General features: G+C 33.1%; 19 protein-coding genes and 1 tRNA gene. 7 read left to right on the top strand and 13 right to left on the bottom strand.

The genetic code is table 11. The features are described 5' to 3' along the window. Position 1 precedes the first annotated feature (1 nt). Positions 2-157: an RNA-protein complex protein Nop10 gene (locus ACOQN3_RS10835; protein ID WP_420546459.1), complete on the top strand. Its 156-nt coding sequence runs from the start codon at positions 2-4 to the stop codon at positions 155-157. A 65-nt stretch (positions 158-222) separates the two neighbouring features. On the opposite strand, the gene ACOQN3_RS10830 is transcribed toward ACOQN3_RS10835, so the two are convergent. Genes ACOQN3_RS10830 through ACOQN3_RS10815 form a run of 4 tightly spaced genes read right to left on the bottom strand, consistent with a single transcriptional unit; the run spans position 223 to position 2,770 of the window. After that, entirely contained in the window at positions 223-669 is a 447-nt protein-coding gene (locus tag ACOQN3_RS10830) for a YbhB/YbcL family Raf kinase inhibitor-like protein (RefSeq protein ID WP_420546458.1), read from the bottom strand. Positions 670-707: 38 nt separating this feature from the next. Next, entirely contained in the window at positions 708-1,076 is a 369-nt protein-coding gene (locus ACOQN3_RS10825; protein WP_420546457.1) for a PIN domain-containing protein, read from the bottom strand. Next, on the bottom strand, positions 1,069-2,331 hold the full coding sequence (locus ACOQN3_RS10820) for a translation initiation factor IF-2 subunit gamma (RefSeq protein ID WP_420546456.1): 1,263 nt from the start codon (positions 2,329-2,331) through the stop codon (positions 1,069-1,071). Before ACOQN3_RS10820 ends, ACOQN3_RS10825 begins: the two co-directional genes overlap by 8 nt. A gap of 31 nt (positions 2,332-2,362) precedes the next feature. Beyond that, positions 2,363-2,770, bottom strand: a complete 408-nt coding sequence (locus ACOQN3_RS10815) for a S6e family ribosomal protein (RefSeq protein WP_420546455.1) — start codon at positions 2,768-2,770, stop codon at positions 2,363-2,365. A 76-nt stretch (positions 2,771-2,846) separates the two neighbouring features. On the opposite strand from ACOQN3_RS10815, the gene ACOQN3_RS10810 reads away from it, so the two are divergent. Further along, the gene (locus tag ACOQN3_RS10810; RefSeq protein ID WP_420546454.1) at positions 2,847-2,969 is read left to right on the top strand and encodes a hypothetical protein; all 123 of its coding nucleotides are present in this window, start codon (positions 2,847-2,849) and stop codon (positions 2,967-2,969) included. Here the strand turns inward: ACOQN3_RS10810 and ACOQN3_RS10805 are convergent, their stop codons facing one another. Continuing rightward, positions 2,970-3,143 carry a zinc-domain-containing protein gene (locus ACOQN3_RS10805; protein WP_420546453.1) on the bottom strand — a complete coding sequence of 58 codons (174 nt, stop codon included), beginning with the start codon at positions 3,141-3,143 and terminating at the stop codon, positions 2,970-2,972. A 51-nt stretch (positions 3,144-3,194) separates the two neighbouring features. On the opposite strand from ACOQN3_RS10805, the gene ACOQN3_RS10800 reads away from it, so the two are divergent. Beyond that, a tRNA-Gly gene (locus tag ACOQN3_RS10800) sits at positions 3,195-3,268 on the top strand. Between the two features lies 1 nt (position 3,269). Here the strand turns inward: ACOQN3_RS10800 and ACOQN3_RS10795 are convergent. From ACOQN3_RS10795 to ACOQN3_RS10775, 5 genes are read right to left on the bottom strand one after another with little or no spacing between them, the layout of a single operon-like run. Then, on the bottom strand, positions 3,270-4,232 hold the full coding sequence (locus ACOQN3_RS10795) for a tetratricopeptide repeat protein (protein ID WP_420546452.1): 963 nt from the start codon (positions 4,230-4,232) through the stop codon (positions 3,270-3,272). A gap of 34 nt (positions 4,233-4,266) precedes the next feature. After that, complete coding sequence (locus tag ACOQN3_RS10790; protein WP_420546451.1) at positions 4,267-4,809, bottom strand: type 1 glutamine amidotransferase; 543 nt, start codon at positions 4,807-4,809, stop codon at positions 4,267-4,269. After that, a complete protein-coding gene (locus tag ACOQN3_RS10785; protein ID WP_420546450.1) occupies positions 4,810-7,665 on the bottom strand; it encodes a UPF0182 family protein in 2,856 nt (951 codons plus the stop codon). A gap of 46 nt (positions 7,666-7,711) precedes the next feature. Then, positions 7,712-8,833 (bottom strand): DNA primase small subunit domain-containing protein, encoded by a 1,122-nt coding sequence (locus ACOQN3_RS10780; RefSeq protein WP_420546449.1) that lies wholly within the window; start codon positions 8,831-8,833, stop codon positions 7,712-7,714. Continuing rightward, entirely contained in the window at positions 8,833-9,858 is a 1,026-nt protein-coding gene (locus tag ACOQN3_RS10775; protein ID WP_420546448.1) for a DNA primase, read from the bottom strand. Before ACOQN3_RS10775 ends, ACOQN3_RS10780 begins: the two co-directional genes overlap by 1 nt. Positions 9,859-9,934: 76 nt before the next feature. Here ACOQN3_RS10775 and ACOQN3_RS10770 point away from each other — a divergent pair, with 76 nt between their 5' ends. From ACOQN3_RS10770 to ACOQN3_RS10760, 3 genes are all read left to right on the top strand, one after another. Continuing rightward, positions 9,935-10,774, top strand: a complete 840-nt coding sequence (locus ACOQN3_RS10770) for a deoxyribonuclease IV (protein WP_420546447.1) — start codon at positions 9,935-9,937, stop codon at positions 10,772-10,774. A gap of 31 nt (positions 10,775-10,805) precedes the next feature. After that, on the top strand, positions 10,806-12,263 hold the full coding sequence (gene glyS, locus ACOQN3_RS10765) for a glycine--tRNA ligase (RefSeq protein ID WP_420546446.1): 1,458 nt from the start codon (positions 10,806-10,808) through the stop codon (positions 12,261-12,263). A gap of 122 nt (positions 12,264-12,385) precedes the next feature. Next, a complete protein-coding gene (locus tag ACOQN3_RS10760) occupies positions 12,386-13,552 on the top strand; it encodes a glycosyltransferase (protein ID WP_420546445.1) in 1,167 nt (388 codons plus the stop codon). 43 nt (positions 13,553-13,595) lie between these two features. Here the strand turns inward: ACOQN3_RS10760 and ACOQN3_RS10755 are convergent, their stop codons facing one another. Beyond that, on the bottom strand, positions 13,596-14,246 hold the full coding sequence (locus ACOQN3_RS10755; protein WP_420546444.1) for a Snf7 family protein: 651 nt from the start codon (positions 14,244-14,246) through the stop codon (positions 13,596-13,598). Between the two features lie 105 nt (positions 14,247-14,351). Here ACOQN3_RS10755 and ACOQN3_RS10750 point away from each other — a divergent pair, with 105 nt between their 5' ends. Continuing rightward, a complete protein-coding gene (locus ACOQN3_RS10750) occupies positions 14,352-15,116 on the top strand; it encodes a glutamate racemase (protein ID WP_420546443.1) in 765 nt (254 codons plus the stop codon). Here the strand turns inward: ACOQN3_RS10750 and cobM are convergent. Beyond that, a complete protein-coding gene (gene cobM, locus ACOQN3_RS10745) occupies positions 15,106-15,873 on the bottom strand; it encodes a precorrin-4 C(11)-methyltransferase (RefSeq protein ID WP_420546442.1) in 768 nt (255 codons plus the stop codon). The two genes, ACOQN3_RS10750 and cobM, sit on opposite strands and share 11 nt — an antisense overlap. Next, positions 15,866-16,588 (bottom strand): precorrin-2 C(20)-methyltransferase, encoded by a 723-nt coding sequence (gene cobI / locus ACOQN3_RS10740; RefSeq protein WP_420546441.1) that lies wholly within the window; start codon positions 16,586-16,588, stop codon positions 15,866-15,868. Before cobI ends, cobM begins: the two co-directional genes overlap by 8 nt. Positions 16,589-16,616 lie beyond the last annotated feature (28 nt).

The raw sequence follows: 16,616 nt of genomic DNA, 5'->3' as shown, positions 1-16,616 counted from the left end.
AATGAGATTTCAATTAAGAAAATGTTCAAAGTGTAATAGATATACATTAAAAGACAAATGTACAAAATGTAAAGAAGAAACAAATTCTGCACATCCGGCAAAATTTTCTCCTGATGATAAGTACATGAGATACAGATTAGCTGAAAGATATGACTAAATCAATAAAATTTAGTTTTTTGGAAATGATTCTATAAAAAAAATTGATTTGATACGAAACTAGAATTAAGGAGTGTATTTTCCTTCAAGTTTTGTATCTGCTAAGATGTGATTTTCCATCGACTTTTCAAGTTCTTGTTTATTTGAGCCTCTCTCTAGGTTCAGTAGTGTGTCTAATGCATAAAGCTTGAATTGATATGTATGTTCTTTATCAGGAGGTGCTGGTCCTCCATATCCAATTTCATTAAAATCTGTTTTTCCTTCAAGTGAATTTGGAGGTATAGAATTTTCAGATATTTCATTGGATTCAGGAGAAATATTCCACAAAATCCAATGGACCCAAACTTTTCCAACTGCACCCATTGCATCAGGATCATCCATAATCAAAGCTAGTGATTTAGTACCCTCAGGAATTTCAGCAAAATTTAATGGAACGCTATGATTCCCATTTTTATAACCATATTTTCGTGGTATGCTTTCTCCATTTTTAAAAGCAAGACTTTGAAGTAACATAACTAACAATCATGACAATCTCTTCAAGTTAAATTTTTCTAAGGTTCTAAGACAATTTTATTATTTGAAAAAGAAATTACAGAGCCTCCAGCTTGTTTTATCTTTTTTTTTAATATTTTGTCCATGGTTGCAATAAAAGAATTATGAGTTTTTACATAATTGATTAATTCCTCATCAGCAAAACTTCCAAAAATGGGAACTATTTTCATATTTTTTATAAATTCCAACGTTGCAGTGATATCTTGTTTTTTTGAAGAGATACTTTGTAGTTTAAATAATTCAGATAAAACTACCTCTGGAACAACAAAAGAGATTGAACCTATTTCCTGGTCAAGGTTATCAATATTTTTGATTCGTCGAGTGGATAAATGAATTAGGAAATTAGTATCACAGATTACTTCAACCAACTATTCCGGCACCGATTAATCTCCATCTATCAGCAATACGTCTGCTTATAGCTACATTACCACCTTCAAAAATACAAGCAGGTCGTCTCAATTCAATCTCAATTTTCTTCGATTTGATTTTGGTAACTTTTCCTAATACAGGAGCAGTTCCAATATTGAGTCGAAGAAGTTCGCCAGATTGGATTGGTTGTACTTTAACATCTTCAGTCACCCCAACTGCGGAGTCAAATAGGTTTACAGTTAGAATTATTGTTGAAGAATTCTCAGGAAGTGTTCCAGGTTTTCCAATTACGGATCCAATAAATGAATCGCTTCGAGTCATAGATGGATCTAGTTTTGTACCAATTGCCACTAGGCCACCAGGTTTTACAGATTCAACTATTCCTGCAGCGGTGCCCAGTGAGGTAATTTCAGTTAGCAATGGTTCATATGACTTCTTTTTCTCATTGATTATTCCAGGTTTAATCTCAATTTCATCTCCAACTTTAAAGACTCCTTGAGTCAAACTTCCTCCAATAACACCACCACGAATATTTTTTAGTTTTGTACCTGGCTTGTTCACATCAAAAGATCTTAACACATGCATTACTGTATCCTTTTTCTCATCTCTTTCAGGTGTTTTTATTGTTGATTCAATTGATCCAATTAGAGCATCAATATTTAATCCAGATTGAGCTGAAATTGGTATTACAGGTGATTTTGCTGCTGTAGTTCCTTTTACAAATTTTGTAATATCTTGATAGTTTGCCAAGACTTCTTTGTAGGAAAGCAAATCAACTTTATTTTGAACAATAATAATTTGTTGAATACCAAGAGTTTGGAGAGCTAATAGATGTTCTTTAGTTTGAGGTTTAGGAACTTTTTCATTTGCTGCAACTAATAATAATGCACCATCCATTAACGCAGAGCCAGAAAGCATGTTGGCCATTAAGCTTTCATGTCCAGGACTATCTACAAAACTAACAACTCTAGATAATTCACTTTCGCTTCCGCAATTATTGCATTTAGGGGTTGTAGAGTATCCTAATGGTTCTTCACAGCTTTTGCATTTGTAAAATGCGGCATCAGAATATCCAACACGAATTGTAATTCCACGTTTTAATTCTTGACTATGTACACTAGTCCAAGATCCAGTTAATGCTTGAATAAGAGTTGTTTTGCCATGATCTACGTGACCTGCGGTACCAATGTTTACACATGGTTGATAACCATATTTTTTTACATACCAATCAGGGAGAGTCTCTTTCCAGTGCATGAGTCAAAAGATAGAATTGGTATATGTTAAGTTATTCTTTTTTATCTTGAGCTGATTCCTCAGTACTTTCAGATTCATCACTAGCTTTTTCAACGGGTAATTCTCCATCAAATTTACAATTTACTTGATAGATTTCTTCAGATACTGTATTGCCACGCATTAACTTTCTCACTCTTTGACCAGTTTCAGCATTTTGTAAACCAACTCCTTTAGAAAGTAAAACATATTTTCTTGCTGCACCATGAATATCATTTCTCATAGGAACACCGGATTTGTCACTACCTCCTGTTAGCTTTAGTTTTCCATTTAATCCAACTATAGAGGCGTCAGTTTCATTACCCAGTTGTAAGCCCAATAGAGGATTAGCATCACTGTCCTTGAGTTCTTTGGACATAGATTTACCTTTGATGTCTGAAATCGTAAGCTTGAAGTTTGCCATGTATTTGCAAAAAAAAATTGAACGACTAATTAACCTTTGGACATTATTTTTTAACTATAGATTAAGAAATTTGAGTGTGAATGAAGAGATAAGGTGCCCTAGATGTGATAATAAGATGGTTGACATGCAAGCATGTCACATGTTTTGTCCTAATTGTGGAGCTCATCTTGATTGTTCAGATAAAGGAAACTATTGGTGATTAAAGTCCAGGTCGATCGGGAATATATTCAGAGGACATATTGATCGCCTGATCTTTCATGATTTCTAAATAAGTATCATAGTCTGCCTGAAAATTACAATGAGGACATTTTACATTAGTAATAGCATCATCTAGAATAGCGACTTTTTCACATTCAGGACATCTTGCATCCATACAATTATTGTATGATGAAGATATTTAATTATATTTGCTGAAGTGTATGTGGCGGAGTTAGTTTAGTCTGGTATGACGTCAGCTTCCCAAGTTAAAGGCCGCGGGTTCAAATCCCGCACTCCGCACTCAGAGTTCTCTTATAGCTTGTTCAATTATGCCTCTATCAGGAGCTCGTGGAAAAATTTTCAAGTATTTTTTCAAGTCATCTTTGACACCAGAAATGTTACCTAATTTTTCTCTAACATATGCACGGTTCTTGTAAATTTTTGCCGATCTTTTTGGATTGATTTCAATAGCCTTGTTGTAAAAATTTTCTGCTTTTTCAAATTGATTTGTTTTGAGATAAAAATTTCCTAGGCCATTATAAGACAGATAAGATCTTTTATTAGATTTTAGACTTTGTTCAAATAGATTAATGCAATCAGAAGAATTCTGTGTACTAAGCATTGTCCCCATAAGATGTAAAGCAACAGAATTATCAGGAGAAATTTCTAGTGCTTGTTTAAGTGATTCTAGTGCTTTTTCTGGATTTTGTAGAATGTTATATCGTTCAGCTGCAAAACACAATCTGTTTGATTGATCACTTGATATGTTTTCAAACATCAATTTAGATAATATTTCTGAAGGTGCTAAAATTATTACAAGTCTTCCTTCTTCAGACCATTCATCATCAAAAATATTCTGTGGGATTACTCCTTCCTGTTGCTCTCCCTCTTGTGTGCCTTTCTGAACATAATGAAATATGGTATTTTCTTCATCACTATATCCTGTGATTATTGATGCATGTTGTGTAATTTCAGGAATTCCTGGTAAAAGGACAATAGGAGGAATTCCAGAATCAATTATTTTTTTTAATTCAGATAAAGATGAACTAACAATTTTACATTGTAGGCCATGTCGTTCTGCAGATTCAATACCTTCAATCATTATACTCCCACTAAATGCACCGTATTTTTTTGCCGTCTCTATTGCTTCACTCATTGGTAATTGAATATTCCAATATTGTGAGACTGCATTTATTGGTAAAGGTAGACATATGTTTTCTTCTTCAACAAGAGGTAAAAATAATTCGTGATTTTCTTCGTCCACGAATATAGAGAATTAGAAGAGTTATTAAAATCAATCAAAGAGAACAGAATTTTTCAATAAGATCATGACCGTCTGGACTCATTTCTGGATGAAATTGAGTTCCAAAAATGAATTGATTTCGATATTGTATAACTTCATACTTACAATTTTCAGATTCAGCCAGATGAGTAAAAGAAGCAGGTAATTTTGATATTTCAAAGTTATGACTTTCAAATACATTCAAAGAATTATTCAAGATAAAATTATTTTCAAATACTTTGATACGTTGATTTCCTTTTTGAATAGATTTACTTTGTTTTATTGTTCCACCCAAGGTCAGAGCTAAAATTTCTGCACCATAACAAATTCCAAGTAATTTGATGTTGTTTTTGATGCAATAAAAAATAATTTTTGAATTTATTTCATTTATTTTTTTATTATTTTTTCTTCTTCCAGATAAAATAATGGAGTGATAATTCGATAATGAATCTAGAGAAGTGGATTCAGGAGTTTCTTTTTTAAATTGAATCTCCTTATTTTCTAAGAAATCTGTTAGTTGCTTTGTGTAGATAGAGCCATTATCTACAACAAGAAGCAACTAGCTACCTACCTCAATTGAGATATAGTGCATTTCTGGTACTTCATCTTTAACATAGACTGTACCTATGTTAAGATCATTTCCTTCTTCCCACATGAATACCCTATCACTTCTTGGTTTCACGAAATTATCAATGAACTTATCAATGAACTTTTCGGTACTCTCACGATCATTCTCTGTAAAGAAGAACATACTTCCTTCGTTAAATGATAATGGGATTTGAATTGATGTTGGTTCAGCAATTGTAATTCCATTTTCTTTGAATACAGATCGAATAACATCAATTCTATCAACTCTATCTAGTTCAACATAGTCACTATCTGGTGTTGTAATAGCTGGAGCAACACCTGAAACTTTTTTCAGATAAGCTTCAAACGCTTTTTCTTGGGTGTCACCCAAACCAACAAAATACTCTCCATTAAAAGCAGCACCTACGGCTGCAATTGTACCTAATTGAGCAACGACTCCACCTGCGCCTGCAGTATAAACAGGAATAAAGTAAATATCATGAGCACCAACACGATAAAGGATATTATCACCAATTCTTGGGTTTCTCAAAAGCGTCTTTAGTTGGGCAAATTCAGGATCCCTATCAAGAGCCTCACGTACAGCTGTAGGTCCTATCAATTTTGTAGTTGAATTTAATGGAACTTCATAGAATTGTAGATTTCCAAGATTAGTTAGATCATTTTCAACTACCATGTAGCCGGCAAGGTTTCTTCCCTGAGATCCCTTTAATTCTAATGAAAGTAACCCAAGAAATTCGGTTTGTTCAAAACCAGGTGGTTTTGCTTCTACATAATATGTGTCAAGGCCACGTGGAATTTCATAAAATTGATTAGCCTGGATAAATGTCTCAACATTCGTTACATGATAGATGTTATACATCTCAGTTTTCCAATTAAATAGTTCTACAGGATATCTAATCTGTTCTTCTAACCATGCAGGCATAGGTTCAAATTGCTCAGAATATTGACTTGCAAACATTTCAGAAAAGAAATCATTTCCAGTCTTCAGGAGTTGAATATCACCATTATAAGAGTCGACTAAAGCATATCCAACTAATCTAAGGTAAGGATTACCTACTGACCAAGGAACATCACCAGTATCAAAACCAATAATCAATGGAATTAACCAATAGGAGTTTTCGCCATCAGTAACAGGCAACGAATCTAGTTCTCTTCCAAACAAATCGTATAGGAAATATGGATAAAGGGTTTCCATTCTCTCGTTGACATCCTTATAGCGCATAATGTGAACAGATTCGGCAGGAAATGACAACAAGAAATTAGGTTCAAATATCCAGCTTAGAGGAGGCGAAATATCCAAACCACCTGTACCGGCATAAGATGCTCCTCCTAGCTCTGCACTATTTGAGCCTCTTGAGTTTGGGTATGCAGACCAAGTTTGCTCAAATAATCCACCTTCACCGTAGTAGATTTCCCTCTGTTGGAAAAATTCACTACTATCAACAATCTGGCCACTAGTAGCCTCTAAAGTTAAAAATCCATCTGGAACATGAGTATATACAAGGTGTTCATTATACCATCTATTTTCTAAGCTGACTGATGTTGGTAAGATTGGCTTCATAGAAGCAGTCCAATACAGTGTATTATTGAAACGAAGAATATCGTTATCTTCAAAATCGACATACGGAATTAATCCAATTTCAGGTTTTAATTTGGCAAAGGCAGCCTCCCAATCCCATACTCGTATTACATCAAGAACATCACTATTTTGTTTAACATAGTTATTGATATTATTTGGAGAAACAGATGTCAGCTTGACATCATGAATATTTTCTTGCACATTTGTTAATTCACCTAGATAACGATTTACGCCAATTTGTTGTGCTGTATATGGGCCAAGAAATTCAATTTTTTTGGCGTCAGCGATGCTGTTGTTAACAGAAACAACTCCCAGTACAATAATAGCAATTGCAATTATTGTTAAGAATCTAATGTAAACATCACGTTTGAACATATGGGTAAGGACACGTGCTCTAATTCTATCAACTATTGAAAAAGCAATAAGAGCAGAACCAATTACTAAAGTACCACCAATTACGTAACGTGTATTATAATCAATTTGATCTGTAAAGAAGAGATTAAACCCAGCCCATAAAACACCAATTCCGAGTATTCCTTCTATAGTTGAAACATAATTTAGATATCTTGGTTTGCCATCATTAGAATCTTGAAGATATGACGTGATAACGTTAATAATTCTATGCAAGCCTACATACAAAACTAATCTCATACCTATAGCTGCAAGAATTGGCGGAATCAAAATTACTAAAGCTGGAATCATTGGGACGACCTTATCTGCAGCATAAGCAGGATCAGTATCAGGAGTTACAAATGGTAAGGAAAAGAGATTTGGAAGATTTTCAATTCCAAGATAGTTTCCGTCAATAAATGACATTGCTGCAAATCCAAACATAATATTGGCAAAAAATGCACCAAATAGGAAAATCTTGGTAATTTGCCAAATTACAAATTGTGCAGGGGTTAATTTGTAATCTCTAAAACTTTGAATATTGCTGGATATGGGTTGTTGTCCACTTCTGCCTAGAAAACCAATTGCAGTACTAATTCCATACCAGAATATTGAAGAACGTCCAGCAATGTTGACACGTACAAGAGAGATGGCAGATAAAATTAATGTGGAAATAAGGGTGTAGTACAGAGGTTTACTGAATTGATCCCCAAATTCGTTAAAATTCATTGATAAAATTACCGCTTGATTGCCAACAAGAGTAAAAATTACAATTCCAATAATAGCAACAATACCCAACCTGATGTATTTACCAGCATCAGGAGGTGGAGCTTGCTTATCAGTAGAGGCGCTATACAAAATCAAATTTTGTTGTGATTTGGTAAATTAATGTCTTACCAGCAAATTAAGATAATGTGGCTAGTTTTTTGCAAATCATATAAACCGCAGCATAGGTTGGAACGGTTACCTTTTCTTTGTTATAAGGACCAAATTTTTTCTGTCCAAGTCTGAATTCTATGGGACAATTTGCATAGATTTCAATAGTATCATCACTTAGTAAGGATGCTTCAACATAAGGATCAAACTTAGTCAAATCATCGCACAGAATTTTGGTCAAACCACTTTTACTATTGATAGATCCAGGTAATCTAAAGATTCTATGAATGTCCATCGTCACGTTAGGATCAATTTTTACTCCAATTTTACTTGAAAAATTGTCTAATGTTTTTTGAAATGAACCATAACCATTTCCAATTAACTCAGTAATAATTTTTGAGCGCTTTGATTTTGAACCATATACATACTTTGCAAATCTACCTCGCCATCCTTTTTCATGAAAATCCGGAAAATCAGATCTATTTGGTTTAATTTTTCTCATCCCAAATGTTTCAGGAATTACTCCTTTTAACAAAATATAATCAGCCAATTCTGAACGTTCTCTGGAACCAATAGTTTGAAATTGTGAGTCATAGACATATACATGAAAGCCTTCGTTTCCAGAAAAAAATGTCTTGATATTTTTTTCTGGAATTGCAAAGTCATCAGTTAAAATTTGATATAACTTACTGACTTCATTTTTTGATTCGTTAATACATATTTTACAAGGTAGGGATTTGTTTTCTAGTTTAGTAGAATTGCATTTAAAACACTGTTTAGAATTTTGTAAAACAGTATTGCATTCATTACAAATAGATACGATATGATTTTTCCTACATGGTAAATTAAGATCTTTAGCATCAATATCAAAAATAAGATCAGCCTCTTTCCATTCTTTTTCATTCATAGCTAAATTAGGAAATGAATAGTATGCATTTGAACAATAAACATCAGATGGAATATTTTGCATAAACAAAAGATGAAGTTCTTTGTTATTTTTTACCGATATATGACGAGTCATTCCAGAATTAAATTTCTGAAAACCAAATTCTCTTTCAGATGCTCGTTCAGGAACATGGATCAAATCAAAATGTTTGAAATAATATTCTTTAAATGAATCCTCTAAAAATTTAATATCAATTTCTTGCATTACTTTCTCTTCTTTCCAAATTGTAAAGGGCTAATGATATTATCACATTCTGGTATTGCAAAACACAGGCTTTGTGTTTTTAATTTTTCACATGAAGGACAGGAATATTGAGTTCCGCTTCCTGAAGTTCCTGCTAAGTGATTAAGTTGGTAGAGAGTAACACGTTCATTGTAATCAGGAGCATTTTTGAACATGGGTGCGATTTGTTGAACAGATTGACCTTTAGATAATAGAAAAGTGGCCAACATAAATCGTCCTGAATGTGGCAAATTTTCACCTTTTTCAAGTACTTCAATAGCATGTTTTATACAAGGAGGGTATTCACCAGTAGATACAGCAAAAATTGTATATTTTTTAGAGAGTGAATTTAGTTCATCTACCATTGACTCAAGTCCAGGAATCATAGGGGGAGTGGGTGCATTAGTAATTTTTGAGCTAATATAATTGCCAAGTTCTTTTCGAATTAGTCTTACTGTTTTCTCTGGGCTAAGAAGAACTTTACCATTTTCAACATGTCGATTAATTAATTTCCATTCACGTTCATGAAAAGCTACTGAATGTTTTAGATAATCTGAAACCGGAATTTCAAAAAAATCACCTTGTTTGATTACTTCAATGTTAAATAAATCATAAATTATTCTAGTTGCCAAATCAATCTTGGATTTGTCAGAGGCATTTCCCAAATCTTTTTCAAGATATTTTTCTGCTCTTCGGGCTTCGGCCAATGCAAATCGTTTGATCAAAGTAGACATGCCCGTTAATTTTATCAATACAATAGCAAGAAGAAAAGAGAAAACTTCTCTCTCAAGAATATGAGGTTTTGTTGCCTGTCCGTCAATTAGATCTGATTTGTAAATAGTGCCTTCTGTAACAACCTTGATTCGATGAAAAGCTTTCTCTGCAGATAATTTAAGGACAGGATCAGTTCCAAATTCATTTAATGAAAACCCTTTATCCTTTAGATATTCACCTGCATCAGTCAAAAAAGGATATTTTGCCTTTTCATCCTGACCAAGTACTAGCATAATATAGATAAATAATATTTACATAAAAATCTGATTTTATGCTGATTTAAATTATGTTCTGATAAATTATTGGAATATGGAAATAGGATGCCATGTTTCAATATCAGGTTCAATCGATAAAGCAGTAGATAATGCTGTTGAACGAGAATGTTCTGCCTTTCAGATATTTACTAGAAATCCAAGAGGATGGCATGCAAAAGATCTTTCAGATGAAGATATTACAAATTTTAAATCAAAATTAAAGTCAAGTAAGATAAACAGATTTGCAACTTGTGCACATATGCCATATCTACCAAATTTGGCAACCCCAAAAAAAGATGGATTTGAAAAATCAGTTAAAATTCTAATAAACGAAGTAGAGAGATGTGCACAATTAGGAATACCCTATCTTGTAACCCATCTAGGCAGTCATCTAGGTACTGGAGAGGAATCAGGAATCAAAAGATTAGTTGAAGGATTAACAAAAGCAGGAGAAACAAAAAATGATGTAATGATATTATTAGAGAATACTGCAGGACAAAAAAATTCTGTTGGTTCTGATTTTCAACAACTAGGGGAAATTTTTAATCAGTTAAAACCAACAAAAAAATTTGGAGTTTGTTTTGATTCTTGTCATGCCTTTGTTGCAGGATATGATCTCAGAACGGAAAAAAAGGTAAAAGAAACATTTGATGAATTTGATAAATATGTTGGAATAAAAAATTTAAAAATTCTTCACCTCAATGATGCAAAAGGAGATCTTGGTTGTAACCTAGATAGACATTATCACTTAGGATTAGGCGGAATTGGAGAAAAAGGAATAACTGCAATTGTAAAATTTGCAAATAATCACAAAATACCAATAATTTTAGAGACTCCAATAGATGATGATAGAGATGATTTTGGGAATATTAGAAAAGCCAAAGAATTTGCGTAGAAATTTATGCAATGATTGAGGGGAAACAATAATGGATTATGAAGCTGTGATGAAACTAGCACTAGAAAGAGGATTTTATTTTCCTAGTTGTGAGGTATATGGAGACGCGCAAGCAGGATTTTGGGAATATGGACCATCAGGAGTTAGCCTCAAAAATAAATTCCTTGAATTATGGAGAAGAGAACTCATCAGAAGAGATGGAATGCTCGAAATTGATGGATCCCAAATAATGTCAAAATCAGTTTTTGAAGCTTCAGGTCATTTGGGAAATTTTGCTGATCCAATAATAAAATGTACAAAATGTAGTTCTACATTCAGAGCAGACAAGACAATAGCAGACATGATACAAATTGAAATTCCAGAGAATGCAGAGTTGGAAGAGTTTGATAATGCAATTAAAGAAAATAACATAAAGTGCCCAAAATGTAAAGGTGAGTTTGAAAATACAAAAAAATTCAATATGATGTTTGAGGTTGGAATTGGTCCAGAAGGTGAGGAGGCATATCTAAGGCCTGAAACCTGTCAATCAATTTTTGTGGATTTTCCTCGACTTTTTAAAACAATGAGAGGAAAATTGCCTATAGGAATAGCTCAAGTTGGCAAGAGTTTTAGAAATGAGATAGCACCAAGACAAAGTCTTCTTCGATTAAGAGAGTTTTATCAAGCTGAAATCGAAGTGTTTTGTAATCCAACAAAATTGAATGAAAGTGAAAAATTCTCAGAAGTTCAAGACACAGTAATTAGAATTCAAACTGATGCAGAACCTAAATCGATGACTTGTAAAGAAGCGTTAGAATCAGGTATTGTACCAAACAAATTTGTTGCGTATTATTTGGGTATCTTGACAGAGTTTTATGAGAAAACAGGAATAGACATTGCAAAAAGTAGATTTAGAAAGTTAGGAGAAAAAGAAAAGGCGTTTTATGCCGAAGTAGCATTTGATTTTGAAGTAGAAACAACAATTGGATGGCTTGAATTAGTTGCATGTAATTATAGATCTGATTATGATTTGTCAAATCATGCAAATAAGAGTAAAGAAAAGTTCGAGGTAATGGATAATGATGAAAAGATTTTGCCACACGTTTTTGAGATTTCTATGGGAATTGATAGGAGTCTCTACACCATATTAGAGCATTCTTTAAAAAATGATAAGGAACATGAAAGGATCGTTTTATCATTAAAACCATATCTGTCACCAGTGCATGTAGGTATTCTTTCACTTGTAAAAAAAGACGGATTAAAAGAGAAAACTGATGAGATTTTCTTAAACGTTAAAAGGAAATTTGACACATTTTTAGACCATTCAGGTGCAATTGGAAGAAGATATAGAAGATTAGATGAGATAGGTGCACCATTTGCCATCACGGTAGATCATCAGACATTAGAAGACAATACAGTAACAATTAGGAGACGGGATTCAATGGAACAAAAAAGAATAAACCTATCTGAGATTGACTCAATTTTATTACAATCTGTTGCATTTCCTTAAGAAATACCAAAAAATATTCATTTAAACTTATTATTAATTAGCAAAGTTTTACAAAATTCAATCAGAAATTAAATTAAAAGAATTAAGCTTTAATATCCACTGAAAAGGTCAAGTGGATAAGGATGTTAAAACAAAAAGTAGATGAAAACGGTCAGATTTCTATCATAATTCCTACATACAACGAATCTGAAAATATCATCAAGATTTTACATTCTATTGGTGAAATATTACCGAAAAATATTCCGACCCAAGCCATAGTAGTAGATGATAACTCTCCAGATGGTACGGGTAAATTAGTAGATGATTATTTAAAAAATGTAAAAAAAATTGCAGATTATACAATAGAAATCATTCACAGAAAAGCCAAAGACGGTTTGGGTTCAGCTATTCTGAAAGGAATTCAGCAAGCAAAAGGAGATACAATTGTAGTTATGGATTCAGATTTTTCACATCCACCACAAATTATTCCAAAATTAATTGAGTCTATAAAAAAATATCAGTATGATATTGCAGTAGCATCACGATATATCAATGGAGGAAAAATTCAAGGTTGGTCCTTCAAGAGAAAATTCATGAGTAAGTTTGCGACGTTGATTGCAAAAAAAGGATTAGGAATAGATACTAAAGATCCAATGTCAGGATTTTTTGCATTTAAGCGAAATATCATAAAGGGATTAAACATCGATGCAATAGGTTACAAAATTCTTTTAGAAATTCTAGTTAAAACCAGAGATGTCAATATTAAAGAAATTCCATATACTTTTCAGGATAGGGAATTAGGAGATAGTAAGTTAACCACCAAGACCATTATTGATTACTGCAGTTCAGTCTGGAAATTATATAGACATGGAAAACCAATGGAAAAACAAGAAAAGCGTTTATCAGTAAAATTTCTCTATAAAGCTGGTAGGTTTTACACTGTAGGGGCATCTGGATTTGTTGTAAATTATTTAATTTCTTTACTATTTGCTGGAGGCGTTTCGGATTTATGGTATTTACATGCAAATGTAATTGGAATCATTGCTTCAATCACTACAAATTTTATTTTAAATAAAGTCTGGACATTTGGAGATAGTAATTTTGGTGCGAAACGAACAATATCACAATATGGAAAATTTGCGATGTTTAGTTCTTTGGGAGCATTAGTACAATTGGGAATGGTGTATTTCCTAGTAGACAGTAATGAAATATCATATCCAATTGCTTTAATTTTAGCTGTAATGACTGCAGCATTTGGAAATTTTGTTTTAAACAAAAAATGGACCTTTAAAGAAAAGCTGTTAGGTTAATTAGTAAAATAAAACAAAAAGAAGACTTTTCGTCTTATCCATCCTACTCAAAGGTTGAAGTAGAGGATTGAGACGAAAGTCCAGTTGAAGAAGGTACAGATGGGAATTTATCTCCTATCTGTTGCTCAGCTACTGCAGATGCTTCTTGTAGAATCTTCTCAGTTTCATCACTTGAAAGATCAGACTCCATGTTAAATGAGTCGCCTGCAAGTGAATCCATCATTAGTCCGTTGAGGGTTTGGGTCATGCTATTCAATTCTGAGTCTGCTTCTGGCATGAATCTTCCCAACGATGATTTCAATCCCTTCATTGTAGACATCGCAGGTCCAATTGCTACCATAGCATCACCTAGATCGTGAATTGTAGTAAGTCGTAGTTGGACTTGTTCTAGTGACATTCTTGCGTTGCCGAGCATCTTTGTAACTTTACGAATTTCAGCTAATTCGTTAGACAAAACTCTACTTGTGCTAGTATCATGTTGCTGCATTGCAGTCACGACTCTCTGAAAGAGTTGCGCATCTCTTTCATGCAGCTTACCAAGCATAGAGTCCATTTTTGAGATCTGGACTTGGAGTTTATTTACTGCAGTTTGAATTCGTGGTTTTAATGCACCTTGAGGCTTTACTGCTTCTCGGAGTTTGCCAGTTACGCTTTGGGTCTCTTGACGAGCCCAAGTCTTATCGAAGTTTGGCATGGTTTGTGGTTTAGAAATAAGCTCTTAATGGACGGTGTATATTTAGATCAACTTTAGACTAAATTTAGCTAACAAACTATTATCCAAGATGAGCAGATCAAACCTATGGGGAAAATCGTAGTTTTTGACTCAGGCTTGGGATCATTATCAATTATCAAGAAGATACAGAAATTATCAAAATTGGAGATTATCTATTTTGGAGACCAAAAAAACTATCCATATGGCAAAAAGTCAAAGAGGGAACTTGAAAGAATTATCAGACAAACAATCACTCTGATAAAAGAAAATTTTTGTCCTGACTTGATAGTAGTTGGATCAAATACTCCAACCATATTATTAGATCTAGAAACTCGAAAAATTATTGGTGTAAAACCACCACTAAAAGAAGCTGCAAGAATTACAAGAACAGGAAATATAGGAATACTTGGAACTGAATCAGCAATTCAGAGTAAAGAATTGAGAAATTTTATCAAAGATTGTAATCTAGACTCTAAAATAAAAATTCATAAAATGAATGGATCCCCATTAGTAGAATTAGTAGAGTCAGGAAGATTTCTTACTAATAAATTATTTTGTAAAAAAGAGATCAGAAATAATTTGAAAAAGATGGTAATGGCAGAAAATTTAGATGTTATCACACTATCAAGTACACATCTTCCTTTTTTGAGATCAATCCTAGAAGAAGAATTTCCTAATGTTAAATTTTTAGATCCTGCTAGTTTGATTGCAAAAAAAGTACATAACAAAATGAAAAAAAATCAAGAAGAAAAAAATAAATTGAAAATTTTTACTTCTGGTAATTTGAAAGTTTTTCAAAAAAATCTTTTAAAATTAGGAATAAGAAACAAACCCAAGGCTTTCATTGCTTAATTTTTGCTTTTCTGTATCCGTGACTGAATTCTTTGTCATATAGTTTAGAATACTCATATGATTCTGGTTCGATTACGTCACTAATTATTACTATAGCAGTTCTTGTAATTTTTTCATCTTGAACTTTTTTTGTAATATCATTTAATGTCCCTTTGATTATTTTTTGATCACTCCAACTTGCCCTATAAACTACAGCAACTGGAGTTGATTTCTTATATCCACCTGCAATGGCTTCTTTTGTTAATTTTGAGAGAAGATGAATGCTTAGATAAAAAACCAATGTTGCTTTGTGTTTTGCTAGTTCAGAAATTTTTTCACGTTTTGGAACCTTTGTTCTAGATTCAGCCCTTGTAACAATAATTGTCTGTGTAACACCAGGCAAGGTTAATTGTGTACCAAGTGCAGCAGCAGAGGCTAGAAATGCAGTGATTCCAGGAACTACTATTGATTTTATTCCCTTTTTTTCTAAATTATCAATCTGCTCTTTGATTGCTCCATAAATAGATGGATCTCCATCATGAAGTCGAACAACAATTTTCTCCTTTTTTGCATTTTTATAGAGTAAATCAAAAATCTCTTCTCTTACGAGATGGGAGGCATCAAATAATTTTCCTTTTTTGCATAGTTTAAGAATTGGTTGAGGTATAAGTGAGCCAGAATAAACCACGATGTCAGCTTTTTGGATTAATTTTTTTGCTTTAACAGTAATTAGTTCAGGATCTCCAGGACCACATCCTACAAAAAAAACATCAGACACGTTTTACCACCAAAATAGAGAAATATTTTGTAGTTAAAGATTCATCGTTCACTTCTCCCAGAGTCATTTTTCGTATAATCTCATTTTCTGTTCCAAGGTCTTGTCCTATAGCAAAAATAGAATCATCAGGAAATCCAGATTCTTTTAACACATCAATAACTTGATCAAAATATCTTCCATCTTTTAGAAACACCATCGTCTCAGAATTTTTTGCAATTTCTTTTACGCTGGATAGATCGTAGCAAGATGGAATAATTGCAACCTTATCAGCACCCTCAGCAATACTAACACCTGCCTTGGAAGCAAAAGTAAACATTGAAACAATACCTGGAATTACACTAATCTCCATTGAAGGATGATTTTCCTTTAGATCCTTGTGCATATAGATCCAAGTGCTGTACAAATAAGGATCACCTACCGTTAGATAAACTACATTTTTCCCCAATAGAACTTTTTGAGCCATAATCCTGGCATTTTTTTTCCACGTTTCTTCCAAAATATCTTTGTTTTTAGTCATAGGGAAGATCAATTTTACAATCTCTTGATTTTTTGATTTGTCAATCAAAGATGAGACAACAGATAATGCAATGCTGGGTCGATCTTCTTTTGATGCAGGGCACATAATGATATCTGCATTCTGTATTGCTTTTACAGCCTTGACTGTAAGTAGATCTGGATCTCCAGGACCTACTCCTATTCCAATCAATCCAGTCATGAGGAAACTTGTTTTAACCCAATTAAAA

This window comes from Candidatus Nitrosopumilus sp. (assembly GCF_965223225.1).
Taxonomy (GTDB): Archaea; Thermoproteota; Nitrososphaeria; order Nitrososphaerales; family Nitrosopumilaceae; genus Nitrosopumilus.
Note: the sequence above shows the minus strand (reverse complement) of the source record. Positions and strands in the feature narration are given on the sequence as shown.